The sequence below is a fragment of the Providencia sp. TYF-12 genome (assembly GCF_041344805.1).
Classification (GTDB): Bacteria; Pseudomonadota; Gammaproteobacteria; order Enterobacterales; family Enterobacteriaceae; genus Providencia; species Providencia huashanensis.
This window is the reverse complement of record NZ_CP166833.1, coordinates 1,657,770-1,680,253: the sequence shown is the minus strand read 5'-3', so window position 1 is coordinate 1,680,253 and position 22,484 is coordinate 1,657,770. Positions and strand designations below refer to the sequence as shown.

The following is a 22,484-nucleotide window of genomic DNA, read 5'->3' as shown; positions in this document are numbered from 1 at the left end:
CTGTTAATAAAAGTATATAAAATCGCTATCCAAGCGAGTAAAAATAAGTAAGGCGGGAATATCCCGCCTTTTGTTATCATTTTAATGGTGAGTTTAATAATGCTATGGCGTTACCAGAAAAGTGCGTATAAAACACACAAAACAACCATAATAACGTAAGCGGAAATATTGAAACCTGTTGACGTTTTAAAGGTCTCGGAAGTTAAAATAATAGCGCCATCACAATCATCCCCTTTTGCCGTTGTAAGGCTAATCAACCCGATCACTACAGCAGTAAAGAAGAAGGTGTACATCATTTGATCAAGGAAAGGCATACCTAATGGCATTAATTTCAAGAATAAAGCAAATGGAATAGACAATAATACCCCGATGATCGCGCCTTTCGCATTTGTTTTCTTCCAGAATAAACCTAACAAGAATACCGCTAAGATCCCAGGGCTCACTAAGCCTGTATATTCCTGTATATATTGGAAAGCTTGCCCAATATTACCCAGTAATGGTGCAATAAAGCAGGCGATGATCAATGCAACAACCGCACTGACTCGGCCAACATTAACCAATTTATGGTCCGTTGTTGCAGGTGCAATATATTCCTTATAGATATCCATGGTGAAGATAGTCGCTACAGAGTTCAACATAGAAGCTAAAGACGATACGATAGCGGCTGCTAATGCTGCGAATACTACCCCTTTCGCGCCTACAGGTAAGAACTGGGTTAGCCACGGATAAGCTTTATCCGCTTGCGCTAATGTCGGTATATGTTCTTGTGCCATAGTCCCCAAACCAGCAAGCAATGCAGGGTCTGAAACTATCACAAAAGCAGCGATACCAGGCACAACAACTAAAATCGGTACAATAAGTTTTAGAAACGCAGCAAATACTAACCCTTTTTGAGCTTCATTGATGGATTTAGCGGCTAATGCACGCTGAATGATATATTGGTTAAAGCCCCAATAGTATAAGTTGGCAACCCATAAGCCACCGATTAACACGGCTATCCCCGGTAAATTACTAAACTGAGGGTTATCTTGGCTTAGGATCATTTCAAAATGAGTAGGCGCTTCGCTTGCCATACGGCTCATTCCAGCAAACAAACCGGCGTCCCCACCAATATAACTCACTGCCATAATTGTCGTTAACAAGCCACCTAAAATCAGGAAGAATACTTGCACGACATCGGTCCATGCTACTGCGGATAAGCCACCATAGAGGGAGTAAATTACCGCAAATAATGCTAAACCAAAAATAGCATAATTCATTGGTATACCTAGGATTGTTTGTAACGCTAACGCACCTAAATATAGGACTGAGGTTAAGTTAACAAAGATAAATAATGCTAGCCAGAATACCGCTAAAATGGTTTTTAATGTTTTATTAAAGCGTTTTTCAACAAATTCAGGAATAGTATAAATACCTTTATCAATAAACACAGGCATAAAATACTTAGCGACAATAATCAAGGTAAGTGCCGCCATCCATTCGTAGGATGCAATTGCCAGACCAATCGAAAAGCCTGATCCAGACATGCCGATAAATTGTTCTGCGGATATATTTGCTGCAATTAATGATGAACCGATAGCCCACCAAGGCAATGTTTTACCTGCCAAAAAATAATCTTTAGTTCCTTTTTTTTGCCCGTTTTTATCTCGTGATACCCAGAGCCCAACACTAATAATAACAAGCACGTACAGGATGAAGATCCCGTAGTCTAAAGTGCTTAGTCCAACCCCTTCTGTCTGCATAATAAAATTCCTTCGCCAAATGATAACGAAGTTAGTGTAAACGTTACCACAAATAATCACCGTTACTTAAATCACATATTTTCACAATATTCTTAAGAATATTCACTGAATTAACTAAACATTAGATTTAAACCTAGAAATCGCGTCATAAAGGGCATAAATAACAGAGAGAATCTGAAAGTCAGCAGGCTAAAATCTAAAATACGTGATGACCATCAAAAATAAATGATAACGTTTACATAAAAAGTGAATGAGTGCTCAATTCATGGCTCTAATGGCATTACCACTAAGAATGCAATGGTCGAACGGAATTGCGCTGAACTAAGGTCGGGGAGTAAATTAAGCTATCCCCTAAGATTTTTTCACCCCGAGCTAAAGAGAGGGCTAATTGCGTTGCTTTTTCAGCCATCATTTGAATAGGATAACGTACAGTGGTTAAACGCGGGTGAATATACCGAGCAATCAAAACATCATCAAAACCAATTACTGAAACCTGTTCTGGTGAGTGAATTTCATTTTCATCCAATACGGCAATCGCCCCTGCTGCCATAAAATCGTTATAGCCAACCACGGCGGTGATCTCCAATGACTTGGTTAGCAAATTAGTCATTGCTTGTTCCCCGCCTTCACCGTAAGGGACACCATATTCGACATAACTTTCTGAAAGAATAATACCATTATTTTTTAACGCATCGCGATAGCCCATTAAGCGCTGTACCGCATCCTCAATTTGATGATTTGAAGAAATATAAGCGATTTTAGTATGCCCATGACGAATTAGATGTTCAGTCGCTAAATATGCCCCTTTATAGTTATTTAATGAAATACAACGGTGAGCGATTTCATCAATATGCCGATTAATCAGCACCATACTCGGAACTTCTTTCGCGTATCCAATCAGTTCATCATCCGAAAGGGCTTTTGAATGAATAATCAATGCATCACAGCGGTTATTGATCAATAACTCAATAGATTGGCGCTCTTCTTTGGCATTATGATAACCATTGCAAATCAAAATATGTTTGCCATTTCGATGAGCAACGCCATCAACGGCTTTAACCATTACCCCAAAAAATGGGTCGGATACATCATTAACCAGTACACCTATTGTATTAGAACTTTGGTTCACTAATGCACGAGCAGCAGCATTTGGCCGGTAACCCAACTTATTCATTGCACTTTTTACTGATGCAATAGAAGCTTGACTCGCTTTCGGCGATTGGTTGATCACCCGTGAAACCGTTGCAACAGAAACGCCGGCTTCTTTTGCTACATCTTTGATTGTCGCCATCGTATACCTCTACAATTAGGATGGCTTATTAAACAATGAGCTAGGATTAAAAACAATGGCATAACGCATATTAAAATCATTTAAATGAAAACAACGGATTATTCATGCCTAAATAGCAAAACACCGCATCACTGCGGTGTTAATAATTATGCGAAATAATACATTAAAAAATAAATTGATAGCATGTTTCGCTAGTATAGCGTTGATTTGAGTATGAAATTGGGCTGTATTTAGCCCCCCATTCAGGGTGGTTTACCGCATCAGGTGGAAATTGAGTTTCAAATGCAACGCCAGAAAACGGGGTATATTCCTTTGTTTTTCCCGCGACAGAAGTCAAATAATTCCCTGTATATAATTGCATTGCTGGCATGGTTGTTGAAATATTCATCTGAACATCCCCCGCAGGTGCACGAAGTGAAGCGACCGTTTGCTTCCCATCAATACGAGTGCTATCAAGGATAAACGTATGGTCATATCCCCCAACCATTATTTGGTCTTCATCTTGTAAAAAACCACGGCCAATTGGCTTTCCTTGGCGAAAATCAAAATAGCTGCCAGTAACACCGCGCCACGCCCCTGTTGGCACCCCGTCTTTGTTTGTCGGTACATAATCGTTACTGTGGATTTTAAGCTCGTGCTCAAATAACGTTTTTTCCGTATTTTCCCCAGCAAGGTTAAAGTAGGTATGGTTAGTCAAGTTCACAGGGCAAGTTGCCGATGTTTGGTACTGATAACGAATAATGACCTGATTTTCATCTGTTAATTCATAACTCGTATCGACTCGCAACTCACCGGGAAAGCCTTGGTCACCATGAGGGGAAATCAGAGTAAACACCACCTGTTGAGCATGACGCTGTGAAATAGCCCAAACCCGATAACTGAAATTATCTTCCCCCCCATGTAAACAATGCATTCCTTGATTACTAGACACTTTATAATTTTCACCATCAATCGAAAATTGTGCGTTCGCGATTCGGTTGGCAACACGGCCCACTGTAGCCCCTAAATAAACCGTCTGCTGCATCTGCTGCGCAATATTTGGCGAACCTAAAATAACATCACGCTGACCACTTGCTAAGGGTAAGATACAGCTCATCCAGCTTGCCCCCAGGTTCGTCAAAGTAATTTTCATACCATTTTGATTGGTTAGCTCAATAATTTTAGCGGCTTGTAACACAAGACGTTGCTCGTGAGTAAATTGCATTTTTTCCCTCAATTTGTCAGGTTCTATGATCAACTCAAACTCACTACGCCAGCGCCGGCACTTGGCTGACAAACATAAATATCCGCCTGTAAGCCTGTCATTTTAGAATATTGGGCTTCAACAGCCTCAATCACTGGTTGCACAAGTTGTTGTTGCATTAAGGCCACCACACAGCCTCCAAAACCACCACCGGTCATACGCACACCACCTTGAGCCCCTAAAATAGATTTCACAATGTCGACTAATGTATCAATCTCTTTCACGGTGATTTCAAAATCATCGCGCATGGAAATATGTGATTGCTCCATCAATTGGCTTAACAAGGGTAAATCATTTTGTGTCAACGCGATTGCGGCTAACTGTGTACGCTCATTTTCACTAATCACATGCTTAGCCCGTTTGGCAACTAATGGCGGTAATTGATGTTGTTTTTGCAAAAACTCATCATAGGTCACGTCACGCAATGCCTTTACAGCCAAGCGCTCAGCAGCTTCTTCACATTGTTTACGCCGAGTATTGTATTCACTTCCCACTAGCCCCCGTTGTTTATTTGAATTGATTATCATCACAACTAGGTCGTCAGGGATAGAAATTGCCAGTAAATCCAAACTACGACAATCAATCAATAAGGCATGCCCCTCATCACCACAGGCTGAAATTAATTGGTCCATGATGCCACAGTTACAACCGACAAATTGGTTTTCCGCCTGTTGACCATTCAGCGCAATATCTTGCTGACTAATATCTAATTGATACAAGGCCTTCATTGTTTGCCCTATAACCACTTCTAATGAAGCTGAAGAACTTAACCCCGCTCCTTGCGGTACATTGCCACTGACTGCGATATCACATCCGTTAAACTTAAACCCACGTTGCAACAAGAACTTAATTACACCGCGAATATAATTGGCCCACATTTTTTCAGGTAAAAATGTAATTTCTTGGTCTAGGCTAAACTCGTCACAATCATTATTATAATCGGCAGCAACTACTCGAATAATACGGTCATCACGTTTTGCCGCCGCAGTCATTGTTAGGTAATTAATGGCACACGGCAGCACAAAACCGTCATTATAGTCTGTGTGTTCACCAATCAGATTCACTCGCCCTGGAGCCTGAACATAAATATTCGCTGGATAACCAAAGGTTTTCTCGAATGAATTAGCAACCGTTTTTTTCAGCATTTCCATTGTTTGCTTTCCTTAATCGTAAAATTGATTTACTCGAACAATAAAATCCAAGCAAATATTAATTTGAATAATTCCTTAACTATTTCGTTAGGTTTAGCGTTGCTTGTAATGTATTTCGCTAACCTCTCTTAAACGCTGGGCTGCCTGTTCTGGCGTTAGGTCACGCTGGGTTTCAGCTAACATTTCATAACCCACCATAAATTTTTTGACCGTTGCAGAACGCAATAGCGGCGGATAAAACAACGCATGTAATTGCCAATGTTCAATATCTTTATGTGGTTTAAAATAAGGGGCAAAGTGCCACCCCATCGAATAAGGGAAGGAACACTGAAATAAATTGTCGTAGCGGCAAGTCAGTTTTTTTAGCGCCAAACTCAAGTCTGTACGGACGGTCTCATTCATTTCATCCATGCGCCTAATCGGTTGTTTAGGTAACAGCATCGTTTCAAACGGCCAAGCGGCCCAATAAGGTACAACTGCTATCCAATACTCTGTTTCCACCACAGTACGCGCACCAGATTTTTGTTCTGCATTGACATAATCCATCAGTAGATTACTGCCATGGCGCTGATAGTATTGTGCTAAAAAATGGTCTTTTCGTTCGATTTCATTTGGCAGAAAATCACTCGCCCAAATCTGCCCATGAGGGTGCGGTTGAGAGCACCCCATGATTTCACCTTTATTTTCAAATACCTGAACCCAAGTAAATTGTTTACTGAGTTCCGTAACCTGCTGTTGCCATGTTTCCACCACCTTTTCAATTTCTGGAAGTGAAAGCTCAGGTAGCGTTTTACTGTGATCTGGTGAAAAACAAATGACTCGGCTAACGCCTCTGACTGATTGAGTTTGAAATAACGCTGACTGGTTTTCTGGCTGAGCACAGGCTTGCTCTAACAAAGCACCGTGATCATTTTGAAAAACATAAGTACCTTGATAGTTAGGGTTTACCTCGCCTGAAACACGAGTATTTGTTGGGCACAGAAAACAATTTTTATCGTATTCAGGCAAGTCTGTTATTGACGGCTTTTCATCTTGACCACTCCATGGGCGCTTTGCTCGATGAGGTGAAACCAAAACCCATTGCCCCGTCAACGGGTTATAACGGCGATGAGGGCAATCTGAGGGGTTAAATGGCATCTTATTCATGCTATCAATCTCCTATTTATTGTATCCATTAGGGTTATTTACTTGCCAACGCCAACTGTCTGCGGCCATATCATCAAGGGTACGCACCGCTTGCCAACCTAATTCACGATACGCTTTTTCAGGGGTAGACCAATACTCTGCGATGTCCCCAGCACGACGAGGTTGGATAGTATAAGGAATAGGCTTCCCAACGGCTCTTTCAAACGCCTGCAACACTTGCAGTACACTGAAGCCATTTCCGGTTCCCAAGTTATAGATATGTAACCCTGCTTGCTGACCGACTCCTTGCAATGTAGCAACATGCCCATCGGCTAAATCCATTACATGGATGTAATCACGAACGCCAGTCCCATCAACAGTAGGGTAATCGTTTCCATAAATTGCTAGTTTATCCCTTTTTCCTACCGCAACCTGTGTAATATAAGGTGTTAAATTATTTGGCACACCTTGAGGGTCTTCCCCCATCAGGCCTGATGAATGTGCACCCACAGGGTTAAAATAGCGTAATAAGGAAATCGACCACGAATTATCGGCGTGATAAAGGTCAGATAAGCAACGCTCAACCATGTATTTACTGGTGCCATAAGGGCTTTGCGTGTTACCTGTTGGGAAGTTTTCTGTAATGGGTAATGTGCTAGGTTCCCCATAAACGGTAGCAGAAGAGCTGAAAATTAAGCTTTTTACGTTAGCTTCATTCATACAACGAGCTAAAACCAATGTGCCATTGACATTAACATCATAATATTCAATGGGTTTTTTAACTGATTCGCCAACCGCTTTTAACCCTGCAAAATGAATAACTGAACGAAATTGATGGGCGCTAAAAATAGATTTAATAGCCGGTTCATCTCGAATATCACAGTGATAAAAAACCGGCCTCACCCCAGTTAATTGTTCAATGCGATTAAGCACTTCCAATTTAGCATTATGTAAATTATCAACAATAACAGGAAGTAATCCAGCTTTTATTAATTGGACACAAGTATGACTACCAATATAACCCAATCCCCCAGTGACGAATATTTCACCCTGCTGCATGTTTCACTCCTTAGTACGCCTTCAATTTCATATTTGCCTTTCAGCTTGCCGTTGTGGGCGAGTATACCAACGAGTTGATATCCAATTCTGTGATCAAACTCGATTTAGTGTAAACGTTTACACAAAAATAGCAAAGAACCGATGAATGTCATGAGAATTGAAAAAAATTGAAAAAATAAGATGCCAATCGAGGATAATGATTTGGATAAAAAAGCACAGAGTAACTTTGTGACTCTAATAAGTTACTTTATGAATATTATTATGACGAAAAAATATTCAACCGCGTCGAAATCAGTGTATTAGGGTTCCCCCCCAACCACATTATGAATAACGTTTAGTCACCACCATTCTTGTTTGATGATTTATGCCATTCATCTCATATATCAACGCTCCCACTCACTGTTTCGCTACTAGGAACAGTCTACAACCATATAATTAAATATAAAAATCAACATATTACATCAAAATAACTCTTATTTTGATGAATGATCACAATTGATTCAGTGACCAACTTAACACTGTGGCAACAAATCATTTACTTTGTATGTTATTTCATCTAAATATATTTGCATCGATAAGCGGAACACTGTTCCTGATAAAGGAACGAAAAATAACAATAATACCGTTTAATTTAATGCACACAGGGGGAAGCATGAGTAATCAGTTACAATCCGCAGGGTTTGTTTTAACTCTGCTAGACCATTTTTCAATTGATAAACCAATATGGGGAGTGCGTGAACTGGCTCGTCATATCGGTAAAAGCCCCTCAATGGTGCAACGTGGGTTTAACCTTTTAGAGGAGCAAGGGTTTCTACAAAAAAATAACAGTAAAGAGTACTTATTGGGCTTACGCTGCATCGAAATTGGCCACATAGCAAATAATACACGGCAATTTTCTCAGTTGGCTAATGATTACCTCCAGCCATTAGCCAGCAAAACGCATGAAACTATTTTTATTTATCGTCGCTATAACGATATCGCCATTTGTAATTTTATTTTAGAAAATGACCACCTAATACGCTTTACCTCAAAAGAAGGTGAGGCCTTGTCATTACACGAAGCGCCTTTTACACAAATTATCTTAAGTTCAATGGATGTGACTTATATTGAGGATTATCTTTTAAAACACAATTTACAAAATGATTTGGAATTAAAACATCAATTGAAACTTTACGCGGATGAAGGCTATGCCTATTCAAAAGAAGCTTACCTTGCAGGGACTCAAGGGTTATCAGTACCTATTTTTTCATTTGAAAAAGGGGTGTTAGGCTCTTTATGTATTGCTGCCTCAAGCCAAAGTAAAAATTTAACTGAATATTATCCATTATTAAAATCTACAGCAAGCAAGTTATCTGCCATATTTTAAATATGGAGAAATATAAAAAATAAATATAATTCAATATTAAAATAGGTAACTCTATGAATATATCTCATGATAAAAATGATACTGAGGTACGTGTATCTATTTTTTCTCCAGCACTGCTTATTGCAATAATTATATTATCATTTGTTGGTGCTATTATCGGTATACAAATTATTGTCACACTAGGAATATCGGCGAACACCTCAATTATTGGCGCTGTATTAGCTATATTATTATCAAGATTACCATTTTCAATTTTTTCTTCATTTAAATTTATAGATGCTCAAAATTTAATTCAAACCAGTATTTCAGCCGCCACCTTTGCCGCAGCGAATGGATTGATGGTCTCAATCGGTGTCCCTTGGGTGCTCGGTATGCCTGAATTAATTTACCCTATGATGGCTGGTGCATTTGTGGCTATTATTATTGATGGCACAATATTATACGGATTATTTAATACTCGCGCATACCCAGCGAGTGCCTCTTGGCCTGCTGGCGTTGCAACAGCAGAAACACTATGGGCAGGAAATAAAGGTGGCAAAAGACTAGGTGCTCTATTAACAGGCTTTGCTGCAGGCGCAATCGGTGCGGGATTTGGCATCCCTATGGCCTCCGCAGGTATCGCTTTAATCGGTAGTATCTTTGCATTATTCATGTTTGCTATTGGCTTACTTATTCGTGGTTTTTCTGAATCGGGTCTAATTAGTTATAATTTATATGAACACTATGTCCCTCACGGTGTAATGATTGGGGCAGGAATTGTCGCACTCATTCAAATAGGTGCCATTGTTTTTCGTAATAAAAAAGAAACGGATCAGCGAATTAAAGAAAGTGAAGAACTTATTCAAAGTAGCCGCCGTATTAAATCAACACTAATTAAAGGGGCTATTTTCTACTTTCTCACCGCCCTCGCCTTAACCTTTATTAGCCAAATTTTTGTGACGATGACATTGCCACAACTCATCGGATTCCTTATTTTTGCTACCCTAGCAGCTTTGATTCAAGAGATGATTGTGGGGATGGCTGCCATGCATTCAGGTTGGTTTCCAGCGACGGCAGCTGCGCTTATCTCATTAATGATAGGTATCCTTATTGGTTTTCCCCCTGAAGCATTAGCTGTATTAGTTGGGTTCTGTGTCGCCACTGGCCCTGCATTCGCAGATATGGGGTTTGACTTAAAGACTGGGTTTATGATCCGCGGTAACGGCAAAAACCCAAATGTTGAGCGCTATGGCCGAAAGCAACAATATTTTGCCTCTATTATTGGTTTTTCCTGTGCCTTAGTCGTTGTTGCACTGACTTATGATTTCTATTTTCAGCAAGACAAAATTGTCCCTGCCTCTCGACTCTATGCGGCAACAATTCAAGCAGGCAGTTCATCTGATGTCGCAATGATGTTGTTACTGTGGGCCATTCCTGGGGCTGTTATTCAATTAATTGGCGGGGCAAAAAACCAAATTGGTGTTCTTTTTTCAACAGGCTTGATGATCAACTACCCCATTGCAGGTTGGACCGTTCTCGTAGCGCTCGCCGTGCGGGTCATCATACAACGCTTCTTTAATATTAGCTCAGATAAAATTTCAACTTTCGCTGGAGGACTCATTGCCGGTGATGCGCTCTATTCCACCGCCAAAGCCTTTCTTCCAACGATAAAAGCAAAACTGCTTTCCCTATGGGCTCGATAGTTTTCAATAGGAATATAATTATGATGAATATATGGCAACAAGCACAGCAAGATACCCTAGTCTCACAAAACTACGTCTATTTCGATACTGGAGCCGCAGCCCCCCCACCCAAACCGGTCATTGATGCGGTAAAGGCCTACCTCGACAAAACAGCAGAACAAGGTATCTATCTGCCAAGTTTTCGCAAAGCAACATACCAGCAGGTCGAAGTTTGCCGGAAAAAAATGGCCACGTTTATTGGTGCTAAAGAAAATGAAATTGCATTCACTAAAAATGGTACAGAGTCCATTTGTTTAATTGCTAGAGGTATTTCATGGCAAGCAGGTGATGAAGTTATTATCCCGGATACCGAAATGCTCAGTAATATTTCAATATGGCAATTGCTAGCAGAAGAAAAAGGAATAAAAATTGTTACTGTTCAAGCCGATAAGCAAGGGGTTATTTCTCCCGCATCCATAGAATGCGCCATTACCCCCAAAACGAAACTCATCAGTTTTGTGGCATTATCTAATATAACTGGCGTTATGCAACCTGTGCAGGCTATCTGTGAAATAGCCCAAAAGTATAAGGTATTAAGCCATGTCAGTGCCTCTCAGGCTATTGGAATGTATCGTGTTAATGTTCAAAGTTGGCAATGTGATTTTATGTCCTTTTGTGGACGAAAAGGCTTAAGAGCAATCGAAGGCAGTGGGATATGTTTTGTCCGTGAGTCGTTAATCCCCTTATTAACCCCAATGCTAGTTGGTTGGTGGAATAGTAGCATCGACCCTAAAACAGGTACGGTGATATTACCCAAGACCGCTAAACGTTTTGAAGCAGGTTGCCCAAATATCCCTGCAATTATCAGTTTGAACTCTGCATTAGACTATGCATCCCAATTAGGTATCGAGCAAATTGAAATACGTAATCAAACCCTCACACAATATGCTATGCAGAAATTAGCCACAATTCCAAATATTGAAATATATGGTCCAGATAATAGCAATCAGCGTATAGGAATAATTCCATTTAACATTAAGGGTATTTCCTCTGATTTATTAATGCAAAAATTAGAAGCTAAAAATATCATTATTGAATCAGGGCATTTTATGGCAACGGCAATTTTGCAGTTCTATAACATAGAAAGAATGGCTCGATTATCATTGCATTATTTTAATACTGAAAAAGAAATAGATTTATTTATTAACGCAATTAATGATATTACAAAGGAATAAAAAATGACTAAAGCATTATTAATGAGTAGTTCACGCATGGGAAACATGAATTATTTAGAACATGCTGATGAGCAAATTCATCGATTATTACAACATAAAAAACAAAATATTTTATTTATTCCTTATGCCGCAGTGACTTTTAGCTTTGATAAGTTTGAAGCCATTGTACAACCTGTATTTAGGGCCTTAGGTTATGAATTAAAATCCATTCATCATTTTAGCGACCCGATTAGTGCAGTGCAGGAAGCACAAGCTATCGCAATTGGTGGGGGAAATACATTCGCTCTACTAAAACGCCTATACGATGCCAAAATTGTTGACGTAATTTCCCAGCGCGTCAAACAGGATGGAGTACCTTATATGGGGTGGAGTGCAGGAAGTAATGTTGCAACCCCTACGATCCGTACAACTAATGATATGCCTATTGTTCAACCACCTTCATTTAATTCACTGAACATATCACCATTTCAAATTAACCCACACTTTATTTCTGGCAAACCAGTTGGTCACAATGGGGAAAGCCGCGAGGAACGTTTAAATGAATTTTTGACGATTAACCCAACCGAAGAGTTAATTGCCCTCTACGAAGGTACCGCGTTATTTATTGAAAATGAACAAGGCACTATTTTAGGTGACCAAAATGCATTATGGCTACGTGGCCCCGATAAAATTGAAGAAATTACCACTAACCAACCTTTCCGATTAGATATGATTAAAGGAGCATAATAATGTCATTGAACTATGTTAGCCAAGTCTATGAGTTATTGGACAGCCCCCATGTTGATGGGGAAAAAATGTCCTCGTTATTAAGCTCTGTTAGCCCCGACCATGCTCAAATCACGGTGACCTCAGTCAACTACGAGGCTCCTGAAGATACTCGTCAATTATGCCATTTTATTAAGGTTGTCATTCCCGGTACAGAGGGAAAACTATCTGGTGGAAATTACCCAACACTTGGTATTATTGGCCGTTTAGGGGCACAACAAGCGCAACCTAATCGAATCGGGTTAGTGTCTGATGCTGATGGCTCTATTGTTGCCTTTGCAAGTGCGATGAAACTACTTGATATGACAGCAAAAGGTAGCCGGCTTAAAGGGGATGTGATTATAACCTCCCATATTGCAACCCATGTTTCGATAACCCCTCATGACCCTGTCGACTTTATGGGGATGCCCGTTTCCTCAGCTACGATGAATAAATACGAAGTCGATAAACAGATGGATGCCATTTTATCTATCGATACATCCAAGGGAAATAGTATTATTAAACACCGAGGAATTGCGATTTCACCAACTGCCAAGCAAGGCTATATTTTGCGAGTTTCTCCAGATTTAGTGCGTTTAATGGAATATGCGACTGGTGATGTAGCAAAAACATTCCCAATTACCACGCAAGATATTTCCCCTTATGAAAACGGTGTTTATCATTTCAATTCCATTATGCAACCCCATGTTGCTACCCATGCTCCTGTAGTTGGCTTAGCCATCACAGCCAAAGCACTGGTCCCCGGTAGTGAAACCGGTGCAAGTTATGAAAGTGAACTTGTTGATGCTACAAGGTTTACTGTTGAAGTTGCGAAGCAGTTTTGTTGGAATAAAATACGTTTTTACCAACAAGACGAGTATGATGTGTTGTATAACTTGTACGGTTCCCTTGCACAAATTCAAGGTTAATTTAGCGAAAAAAGGTCACTATCAAAGTGACCTTTGGGTTTTATGATAAACCGTTATGCATCATTACTGATTTTCTTTTTTGTCATCGCCATCGCAATTATCAACAGTAGGGTCAAGAAAATGGACAAGGTTAATAATAACGAATAGAAACCATTCCATTGGTATTTTTCAATCACCAACGATAGCGGATAACCTGCAATTGATGCCCCAATATAAGCAAATAAGCTAACAAAGCCTGTTGACGCACCCGCAGCATTTTTATGTGAATTTTCAGCAGCGGCCATCGCAATAAGGAACTGTGGACCAAAAATAAAGAAACCAGTCATAAAAAATAAGAATGAAAATACATATTCGTTATCAACTGGCACAATCCATAAACAGAATGACGTTATGATAATCCCTAGCGCATATATGACATTCATCTGCGCACGATTACCTTTAAAGATTAAGTCAGAACCCCATCCAGCTACGATAGCCCCAAAAAAGCCACCAATTTCAAACATCATAACGACGGCGTTCGCAGACAGTAGATTAAAACCATGATCTTCAATTAAGTAAAGATTAGCCCAGTCGTTGATCCCGGTTCTAATGATATATATTACGGCATAAGACAGCGCTAATACCCACAATACCTTATTTTTAAAAATATACTGATTAAGGATCTGGCCTAGTGGTAACCCCGCCCCTTTGGCTTCATATTTTAATTCTTCAATGTCATTGCGCCATTCACCAACTGTCGGTAGCCCCATCGTACGCGGCCTATCACGTAGCAAAATACACAAACCAATACCAATCACAATAGCAATAACACCAGGGATAATCATTCCGTAGCGCCACCCTAATGCTAATGCAACACCACCAGACAAAATTGGAATTATGGCACCGCCAATATTATGCGAGGTATTCCAAATCGCCCACCATAGACCCCGCTCATTACGTGAGTACCATGTATTGAGGATTTTCGCACAAGGTGGCCATCCCCACCCTTGGAAGAATGCATTTACCATCCATAACACAATAAACATGGATATGGATGATGTTAAACCGAATAGAATATTCACGACCCCAGTGGCAATTAACCCAACCCCCATAAAGTAGCGTGGATTAGAGCGGTCACCGATGATCCCAGACAGAAACTTAGAAGCGCCGTAAGTTAGGTAAAAAGCTGTCCCAACCATTCCGATATCACCCTTTGTGATCCCCAAATCAGTTAGCATTTCAGGCATAACAAAGTTAAAACTTTTGCGTGTGAAATAAAAAACAGCATAACCAATATAACTAACAATCATTAAATGCAGACGCCAGTATTTATATTTTGCGTCGATTTCCGATTTTGACATCGTTACTGGCACATCTGGTTGTTCCTTAAATATTGACATATTGAATCCTACTAAAAGTATTAGCAGGCAAAAATATGACAATACATTGATAGCAACAATAGGTAAATTTACTTAAATGTTACAGTTTTATTACATTTTTATTTCAATTTGTTACCAACATCAAAAAACTTAATCGATTAAGCTTCATTTTTTAATGAGTGAATTGGTTATGCCAATTGTTTTGATGACACAATATTCACACCCTGAATAGGATTGACTGCGCCTTCGAGTAGCGCTGAGGCTATATTAGTTGCAGGGCTAATTTGGCAACTTGCAGGAAGCAAACGAGATAAAAACGAAATAACCCGTATTACCACCACTTCACCAAGGCGTTCTTGGCTTCTGTGACCACTAATGACATTTGGACGCACTATTGTTAAAGAAGAAAACCCCAATGATATTAAACGCTTTTCAAGCTCCCCTTTCACTCGGCTATAGAAAAAAGGGGAATTAGCATTAGCGCCTAATGCCGAAGTCAAAACAAAGGTTGGACAATGCCATTTTTTAGCGAGCTCAGCACAGGCTAACGGGTAATCATAATCAACTCGGCGAAATGCAGTCTTTGAGCCTGCTACTTTCATTGTTGACCCTAAAGTACACACCACCGCATCAACTCCCCAAAGATCTGCCTCATCTGGCAAATGATTAAAATCAACCGTTGGCGCCCATAACTTAGCATGCTCAGGTAAATCACGGCGCGTAGGCGCAATAACCTGCGTGACTCGAGAGTCAGCTAAAGCTAATGATAATACATGGCTACCGACTAGCCCTGTTGCCCCAACAATGAGTAATTTCACTTTATTTCTCCATGAGTCAGCAGTGAACCCTAACTATAGCTTAGCATTGCATCGCGCTTATTGCCTTTGCTAGCTCTCCCATAATGAATAATTTTCTTCCCGACTCAAAGGTTTGTATCCCTTTTGTTGTTTGTTTGTGAAAAACGCTTGATATTGGCAATGATTCTAAAGATAATCATTCTCAATATCATTTCTATTATCAACAAATTTAGTGTGGTAAATAATATGACAGCGCCAGTTGCAGAACACAACGTCGAAACGGCAAAGCAAACCGTTAAAGCTGACGTAATAGAAAGCCAACAACTCTTGGGGCCTAATGGCAAGGTCTCAATTCAACATAATGGCGAACTTTATTTATTAAGACAAACACGTACAGGTAAATTGATTTTAACTAAGTAGTCTGTGCCAAAAATATAAATCGCAAGCCACCTAGGTTATTATCCAGGCAGCCAGCTTAATCTAAGCATAGGAAAGGTTTCTTATGGAGTTTAAACTGACGTCTGTATACCCTATTTTTGCCTCTGGGCACCCTGTATACATAAATAACTATTCGATCCACCAACATGGTTTTACACCATTCTATTTGCGTAAAATGACAGATAACGTTACTCCGTTATCACAACCAAACTACGCCTATCTCAGTGATCTACAGTCATTAACTCCCCTTTTTTCTTATGCTAGCGCACCACTTACACTCAATTTCCCCTGTGTGATACCAAAGTCAGTTCCCCCTGACCCACTCACTTTTATTTAGCCATAAGCTGCTAATTAATAAATATTTAACTCATTCTGTTTAATACAGCGAAAAATAAAATACGTTATGGAGTCTCACAATTATGTCCCATGTTTTACGAGTGTCAGTTATAACCAGTGCGATATTGGGGGTTATAGCCAGTGCACAGGCCCAAACCACTGAAGTCTCATCCAAAAAGAATGCCAACGATGTTATGACCGTCTATGCCACTGGGACTGAGCGCGATAGCTTTGATACACCAATGATGGTGACTGTAATCAAAAATAATTCCCCAGAAACCGAAACTGCAAATAACGTGAATGATATTTTACGTAAAGTGCCTGGAATTGGTGTGACAGGAACCGCTCGCACCAATGGCCAAGATATTTATATGCGTGGTTTTGATCGCAATGGGATTTTGACGCTTGTTGACGGTGTACGACAAGGCACTGATACGGGCCATATTAATGGTACCTTTATTGACCCTGCCTTGATTAAGCAAGTGGAAATCATTCGAGGCCCTTCAGCTTTGCTATATGGTAGTGGTGCCATGGGGGGAGTCATCGCGTGGGAAACCGTTGATGCGAAAGATTTATTACGTGAAGGGCAAAACCACGGCTTCCGTGTATTTACCCAAGGCTCAACTGGAGACCATAGTATTGGTTTTGGTGGTACCGCTTTTGGTCGTAGCGACAACCTTGATGGCGTATTCAGTTTCGTGACCAAAGAGACTGGCGATATTCGCATGAGTAATGGCGATGACATGGATAACAAAGAGACTATTGGCAACCTATTAGCTAAAGGAACATGGCAAATAGACGATACGCAAAAATTATCAGGCCAACTCCGTTACTACAACAACGATGCTCACGAGCCAAAAAACCCTCAAGAGCTCACTAGTACACCTAAAAACTTAAAAGTTAACCGCACGACTCGCCAACGTGATGCACAAGCGACATACCATTTAAAACCGTCTTCACAGAATTGGCTCGACCTAAAAGTGACGCCTTATTATTCAGAGGTCAATATCACAGCCAAAGGGCAAGGCACCCCTTATGAGGGGCGTACGCAAAAAACCTCTGGTATAAAGATTGATAATAAAACTAATTTCTACGACTTACCTGTTGCTTCGCATAACTTAACCTATGGCAGCGAAGCTTATCAGCAAAAACAAACCCCTTACGCGGCAGCCACTCAATTCCCTGATGCTGAGATCACCTTTGCTTCTGGCTTTTTACAAGATGAGATCACCTTAAAAGATTTACCTGTTTCGTTCATTATCGGCACGCGTTATGACCATTATAAATCGAAAGCGAAAGGTAATGAAAAAGTCAAAGAAGGTAAATGGTCATCTAAAGGAGCAGTCAGTATTACGCCAACTGACTGGTCAATGCTGTTTGCTTCATATTCTGAAGCATTTCGCGCACCTACCATGATGGAAATGTATAACGATAGTATTCACTTCCCTATGGGACCGAATAAATTTAACAGATGGCGTCCTAACCCAAACTTAAAACCAGAAACAACTCGGACAGCTGAATATGGCTTTGGTTTGCGTTTTGATGACTTAATGATGGCTCGTGACAACCTACAGTTTAAAGCGAGCTACTTTGATACTAAAGCGAAAGACTACATCAATACCGACGTTAATATGGTGGAAAACTACACCACGTCTATCAATGCCAAGCGCGCCAAAATTTGGGGTTGGGATGCTTCTCTCGATTATACAAATGATTATGCCAAATGGAGTTTAGCTTACAACCGCACTGAAGGAATTAATGAATTCAATGGTGAGTCAATTACCTCCATCAAGCCAGAATCCGTCACAAGCAACCTGTCAATCCCTGTCGCCAATAGTGGGTTCTCTGTAGGCTGGTTAAGCGAATTTACACGCCACACCAATTTCAATAAGGCCTCAAAAGCCCCTAAACAAGCGGGGTATGCAGTTCATGACTTTTACGTCAGTTACCAAGGTGATGGGCAGCTCAAAGGGTTAGGAACGAGTGTGGTACTAGGCAATGCCTTCGACAAAGAATATTACTCATCGCAAGGCATTCCGCAAGATGGTCGTAATGCCAAGCTACTTGTCAGCTTCCAATGGTAATTCACACAATTTAAGGAGATACACGTGAATTCAACACTTTTCGAGCGTTACCAACAAGCTAAAGCAGAGAATAAAGCCAGATACGCTCGTGATCTTGCCGCTTATTTAAATGTTTCTGAAGCACAACTGCTACACAGTCGTGTGGGTCATGATAAAGCTGTGCGCTTAGATATTGATGCACCTACGCTTCTGACCGAATTGGCCAGTGTTGGGAAAGTCAAAGCTATTACTCGCAACGAATACGTGGTTCATGAGCAAGTTGGTCGCTATGACAATGCAACATTTAGCCCTCATGGTGGGTTAATTTTGAACCCTCGCGCACTTGATTTGCGGATGTTTTTTAGTCACTGGGATGCGATTTTTGCCCTGACTGAAGAAAGCAAACAAGGTGAACGCCACAGTATTCAGTTCTTTGACAAACATGGTGATGCTCTACATAAGGTCTATACCACTGAAGAAACGGATATGGCGGCTTGGTATGCGCTGATTGACAAATACACAACCCAAGATAATGCAGAATTAGTTCATCAGCCCATCGTTCCTTTTACCAGTCAACCTATTAGCGAGGAACTAAAGCGCCAGTTAGAACAACAATGGCGCGATATGACGGATGTCCATCAGTTTTTTGTATTGTTAAAGAAAAATAACTTAAGCCGCCAGCAAGTTTTTGCCGCTGTTAGCGATGATTTAGCTTGGAAAGTCCCTAATGATTCCTTCAATCAGCTGATTAATACTGCATTTAAGGATCAGAATGAAATCATGATTTTTGTGGGCAACCGCGGATGTGTGCAAATTTTTACTGGTGAAATAAAAAAAATCATGCCATACCAAAGCGAAGGTTCAGACTTAAAGTGGCTAAACATTTTCAACCCTGATTTCACCTTGCACATGATTGAAAATGGCATTGCCGAATGCTGGGTAACTCGTAAACCCACACAAGATGGCTTTGTAACTAGTCTTGAAGTCTTTGATAACCAAGGAAATCAAATCGCACAAATGTATGGGCAGCGTACCGAAGGGACTCCAGAGCAAGAGCAATGGCGCCAACAAGTCACCGCATTACCACGCATTTAAAACTAGGTAACTTATTATGAAACAATGGCTTCTAACAATTGCAACGCTGGTCATATCAATGAGTGCTTACGCAACAGAACGTATCGTCACTTTAGGTGGTGACGTCACTGAAATTGTGTATGCCCTAGGAGCGGAACAACAACTCGTTGCCCGCGATAGCACCAGCCTTCACCCCGAGCAAGCAACCAAACTTCCTGATGTTGGCTACATGCGGATGCTAAATGCGGAGGGCGTGTTATCCATGCGCCCAACACTCGTACTAGCGAGTGAGCTCGCAAAACCTTCGATGGCATTATCACAAATAGAAAAAAGTGGTGTAAAAATCATCAAGGTAACGGGGAAGCCTAATTTAGAAGCCATTCCCAAAAAAATTGAGACTATTGCTAACGCCGTGGGAAAAACGAGCCAAGGCGAGCAACTTATTAACCAATTTAATCAAGCACTAAGCCAGGTCAATACAACGCCTATTGATAAAAAAGTTCTATTTATCATGAGCCATGGCGGAGTCCTGCCCCTTGCAGCAGGGAAGCAGACTGCCGCAGATAGTGTTATCAGCGCCATCGGGGCAAAAAATGCGATGTCTAACTTTGAGAGTTACCGCCCTTTATCTCAAGAAGGGTTACTCTCAAGCCAACCTGATTTAATCGTGTTTACGGAAGAAGGCGTTAAGTCACTAGGGGGAATCGATAAAGTGTGGAAATTACAGGGAATGTCAATGACACCTGCTGGGAAAAACAAAGCTCTGCTCGTTGTTGACGATGTCGGTATGCTCACCTTTAGCTTAGGTACCCCTCAAGTCATGCAACAACTACGTGAGGCATTAGAAAAGTCCCAATGAGCCGTTTTAAAAACCCATTTTTGGTGATTATCGTTTTATTTCTAGTGCTTTGTGGCCTGACCGTTCTCGCATCTAATGCAGGTGCAATGAACTTTTCATTGAAAACGCTGTGGCAAGCTTCTGCCACAGATACCGACTGGCAAATTTGGTTAAACATTCGCCTGCCGCGTATTTTAATTGCAATCCTAGTCGGCCTTGCACTCGCTGTTTCAGGTGCAATTATGCAGGGCCTATTTCGTAATCCGCTTGCGGACCCAAGTTTATTGGGGATTAGTAGTGGTGCTGCTTTATCCGTTGCCGCTTTTATTGTTTTTTCCATTTCATTGCCGACGGTTATGCAGGGCTATGGTCACGTTGCTGCCGCATTCGTGGGTAGCCTGACCGTTTCTTTCATTATTTTTAGTTTGAATCGTTCATCAAATGGCAATCTAGCACGGCTTTTATTAGCCGGAATTGCCATTAATGCATTGTGTATGTCATTTATTGGGGTTCTTAGCTATATCAGTAATGACCAACAACTCAGAACATTTAGCTTATGGATGATGGGAACACTCGGGAATGTTGACTGGCCTTCATTGGCTATTGCCGCTTCCGTTATTTTGCCCATCAGTGTTGTCTGTTTAGCACAAGGGAACAAGCTTAATATCTTACAACTCGGCGATGAAGACGCTCATTATCTTGGCCTAAATGTTGAACGCGCTAAATTTATTTTACTCTTCCTTAGCGCCATGTTGGTCGGCTGTGCTGTTGCGATGAGCGGTGTCATTGGTTTTGTTGGCTTAGTCGTTCCGCATTTGATCCGCATGACACTTGGCCCTGATCACCGCTGGTTAATCCCAGGTTCTGCGATAGTCGGTGCTTCACTACTCTTAATTGCCGATACTATTGCGCGAACAGCTGTTGCCCCTGCAGAAATACCTGTTGGTTTACTCACTGGCCTTATTGGTGGCCCCTATTTCTTATGGTTGATTCTACGGCAACCCGCGGGGAAAATTTAAATGATGCAAATGAAACCAACATTGTTAGAAGCCAAAAATCTATCTTACAAAATCCACGACAAAACCTTGATCCAAGATATCAGTTTATCGATAGGACAAGGGGAAATGGTCGTTATTATTGGGCCTAATGGTGCGGGTAAATCCAGTTTATTGAAGTTACTCACCGGCTACAATACTCCAACTCAAGGTGCTTGCTTTTTAGAAGGCAAGGCACTATCCGATTGGGATCACAACCACTTAGCACGTAAACGCGCTGTCATGAAACAGCATAGTCACCTGCAATTTGCATTTACGGTTGAAGATGTAGTTGCTATGGGGAGAACACCTTATGGCTCTGAAAACAAGCACCTTGCCATTGATGAGGCGTTATCACAAACGCACTGCCAACCATTGCGTCAACGGGATTACCGGCAGCTTTCAGGGGGGGAACAACAGCGAGTCCAATTAGCGCGCGTGTTAGCCCAATTATGGCAGCCAACCCCACAACCGGCTTGTTTATTTCTTGATGAGCCAACCTCTGCTCTCGATTTATACCACCAACAGCATAGCCTACGGTTATTACACCAACTCACTCGTGAACAGCCACTAGCAGTTTGCTGCGTATTGCATGACCTTAACCTTACAGCATTATATGCGGATAAAGTCTTATTAATCCATGATGGTCAACTTGTGGCGAAAGGTTCTCCTACTGATGTATTAACCACCGAAAACCTAACGCGTTGGTATCAAGCAGATTTAGGCGTCACTCTACACCCTGAAAATAACACACCATATATTTATTTACGCCATTGATTTATTTATAATATTAATTACCCCATAAGCACTTTAACTCATAACTTGCTAAAGTGCTTTTATTTACCCTTTAATCTAATTATCTGTCACTATTTAAAATAACCCTACTCTTATAAGTTGTTGCTGTGATGATTTATTTCCTGCATAGCCTATTGATTTACCATTATTAAATATACAACGTGGTTATTATTCTAAAAATGAGTAAAATCAAAATAATACGTTA

20 protein-coding genes are annotated in these 22,484 nt (G+C 40.8%); 12 read left to right on the top strand and 8 right to left on the bottom strand.

Features of this window, described 5'->3' with window-relative positions:
* Positions 1-110: 110 nt before the first annotated feature.
* The 6 genes from ABE954_RS07420 to galE form a co-directional block, all read right to left on the bottom strand.
* Positions 111-1,742, bottom strand: coding sequence for a sodium/sugar symporter (locus ABE954_RS07420; RefSeq protein WP_042844975.1), 1,632 nt, complete (start codon positions 1,740-1,742; stop codon positions 111-113).
* Positions 1,743-2,028: 286 nt separating this feature from the next.
* Positions 2,029-3,033: a substrate-binding domain-containing protein gene (locus ABE954_RS07415; protein WP_042844978.1), complete on the bottom strand. Its 1,005-nt coding sequence runs from the start codon at positions 3,031-3,033 to the stop codon at positions 2,029-2,031.
* Between the two features lie 163 nt (positions 3,034-3,196).
* Entirely contained in the window at positions 3,197-4,237 is a 1,041-nt protein-coding gene (gene galM / locus ABE954_RS07410; protein ID WP_371025813.1) for a galactose-1-epimerase, read from the bottom strand.
* Between the two features lie 29 nt (positions 4,238-4,266).
* A complete protein-coding gene (gene galK / locus ABE954_RS07405) occupies positions 4,267-5,427 on the bottom strand; it encodes a galactokinase (protein ID WP_042844983.1) in 1,161 nt (386 codons plus the stop codon).
* Between the two features lie 93 nt (positions 5,428-5,520).
* A complete protein-coding gene (locus ABE954_RS07400; protein WP_048607805.1) occupies positions 5,521-6,573 on the bottom strand; it encodes a UDP-glucose--hexose-1-phosphate uridylyltransferase in 1,053 nt (350 codons plus the stop codon).
* A 12-nt stretch (positions 6,574-6,585) separates the two neighbouring features.
* On the bottom strand, positions 6,586-7,611 hold the full coding sequence (gene galE, locus ABE954_RS07395) for a UDP-glucose 4-epimerase GalE (protein WP_131680639.1): 1,026 nt from the start codon (positions 7,609-7,611) through the stop codon (positions 6,586-6,588).
* 652 nt (positions 7,612-8,263) lie between these two features.
* Here galE and ABE954_RS07390 point away from each other — a divergent pair.
* From ABE954_RS07390 to ABE954_RS07370, 5 genes are read left to right on the top strand one after another with little or no spacing between them, the layout of a single operon-like run.
* Complete coding sequence (locus tag ABE954_RS07390) at positions 8,264-8,977, top strand: IclR family transcriptional regulator (RefSeq protein WP_164975506.1); 714 nt, start codon at positions 8,264-8,266, stop codon at positions 8,975-8,977.
* Between the two features lie 53 nt (positions 8,978-9,030).
* Entirely contained in the window at positions 9,031-10,659 is a 1,629-nt protein-coding gene (locus tag ABE954_RS07385) for an OPT/YSL family transporter (RefSeq protein WP_042844990.1), read from the top strand.
* Between the two features lie 20 nt (positions 10,660-10,679).
* Positions 10,680-11,873: an aminotransferase class V-fold PLP-dependent enzyme gene (locus ABE954_RS07380; protein WP_210787188.1), complete on the top strand. Its 1,194-nt coding sequence runs from the start codon at positions 10,680-10,682 to the stop codon at positions 11,871-11,873.
* Between the two features lie 3 nt (positions 11,874-11,876).
* Entirely contained in the window at positions 11,877-12,599 is a 723-nt protein-coding gene (pepE, locus tag ABE954_RS07375) for a dipeptidase PepE (RefSeq protein ID WP_042844993.1), read from the top strand.
* Between the two features lie 2 nt (positions 12,600-12,601).
* Entirely contained in the window at positions 12,602-13,546 is a 945-nt protein-coding gene (locus tag ABE954_RS07370; protein ID WP_166696607.1) for a DUF1177 domain-containing protein, read from the top strand.
* A gap of 53 nt (positions 13,547-13,599) precedes the next feature.
* On the opposite strand, the gene uhpC is transcribed toward ABE954_RS07370, so the two are convergent.
* Both uhpC and ABE954_RS07360 read right to left on the bottom strand, forming a co-directional pair.
* On the bottom strand, positions 13,600-14,925 hold the full coding sequence (uhpC, locus tag ABE954_RS07365) for an MFS transporter family glucose-6-phosphate receptor UhpC (RefSeq protein WP_206227112.1): 1,326 nt from the start codon (positions 14,923-14,925) through the stop codon (positions 13,600-13,602).
* A 167-nt stretch (positions 14,926-15,092) separates the two neighbouring features.
* The gene (locus tag ABE954_RS07360; protein WP_131680641.1) at positions 15,093-15,722 is read right to left on the bottom strand and encodes an NAD(P)H-binding protein; all 630 of its coding nucleotides are present in this window, start codon (positions 15,720-15,722) and stop codon (positions 15,093-15,095) included.
* A 225-nt stretch (positions 15,723-15,947) separates the two neighbouring features.
* On the opposite strand from ABE954_RS07360, the gene hemP reads away from it, so the two are divergent.
* The 7 genes from hemP to ABE954_RS07325 all read left to right on the top strand — a co-directional run bounded on the left by hemP (position 15,948) and on the right by ABE954_RS07325 (position 22,261).
* Entirely contained in the window at positions 15,948-16,121 is a 174-nt protein-coding gene (hemP, locus tag ABE954_RS07355; RefSeq protein WP_094301214.1) for a hemin uptake protein HemP, read from the top strand.
* Positions 16,122-16,203: 82 nt separating this feature from the next.
* The gene (locus tag ABE954_RS07350) at positions 16,204-16,476 is read left to right on the top strand and encodes a hypothetical protein (RefSeq protein WP_129466200.1); all 273 of its coding nucleotides are present in this window, start codon (positions 16,204-16,206) and stop codon (positions 16,474-16,476) included.
* Positions 16,477-16,558: 82 nt separating this feature from the next.
* On the top strand, positions 16,559-18,559 hold the full coding sequence (locus ABE954_RS07345; protein ID WP_131680642.1) for a TonB-dependent hemoglobin/transferrin/lactoferrin family receptor: 2,001 nt from the start codon (positions 16,559-16,561) through the stop codon (positions 18,557-18,559).
* A gap of 24 nt (positions 18,560-18,583) precedes the next feature.
* Positions 18,584-19,633, top strand: a complete 1,050-nt coding sequence (locus ABE954_RS07340; RefSeq protein WP_042845003.1) for a hemin-degrading factor — start codon at positions 18,584-18,586, stop codon at positions 19,631-19,633.
* Positions 19,634-19,649: 16 nt separating this feature from the next.
* Complete coding sequence (locus ABE954_RS07335; protein ID WP_042845005.1) at positions 19,650-20,471, top strand: hemin ABC transporter substrate-binding protein; 822 nt, start codon at positions 19,650-19,652, stop codon at positions 20,469-20,471.
* Complete coding sequence (locus ABE954_RS07330) at positions 20,468-21,469, top strand: iron ABC transporter permease (protein WP_272663667.1); 1,002 nt, start codon at positions 20,468-20,470, stop codon at positions 21,467-21,469. The genes ABE954_RS07335 and ABE954_RS07330 overlap by 4 nt, the downstream gene beginning before the upstream one ends.
* Positions 21,470-22,261 (top strand): heme ABC transporter ATP-binding protein, encoded by a 792-nt coding sequence (locus ABE954_RS07325; RefSeq protein ID WP_206074968.1) that lies wholly within the window; start codon positions 21,470-21,472, stop codon positions 22,259-22,261.
* Positions 22,262-22,484 lie beyond the last annotated feature (223 nt).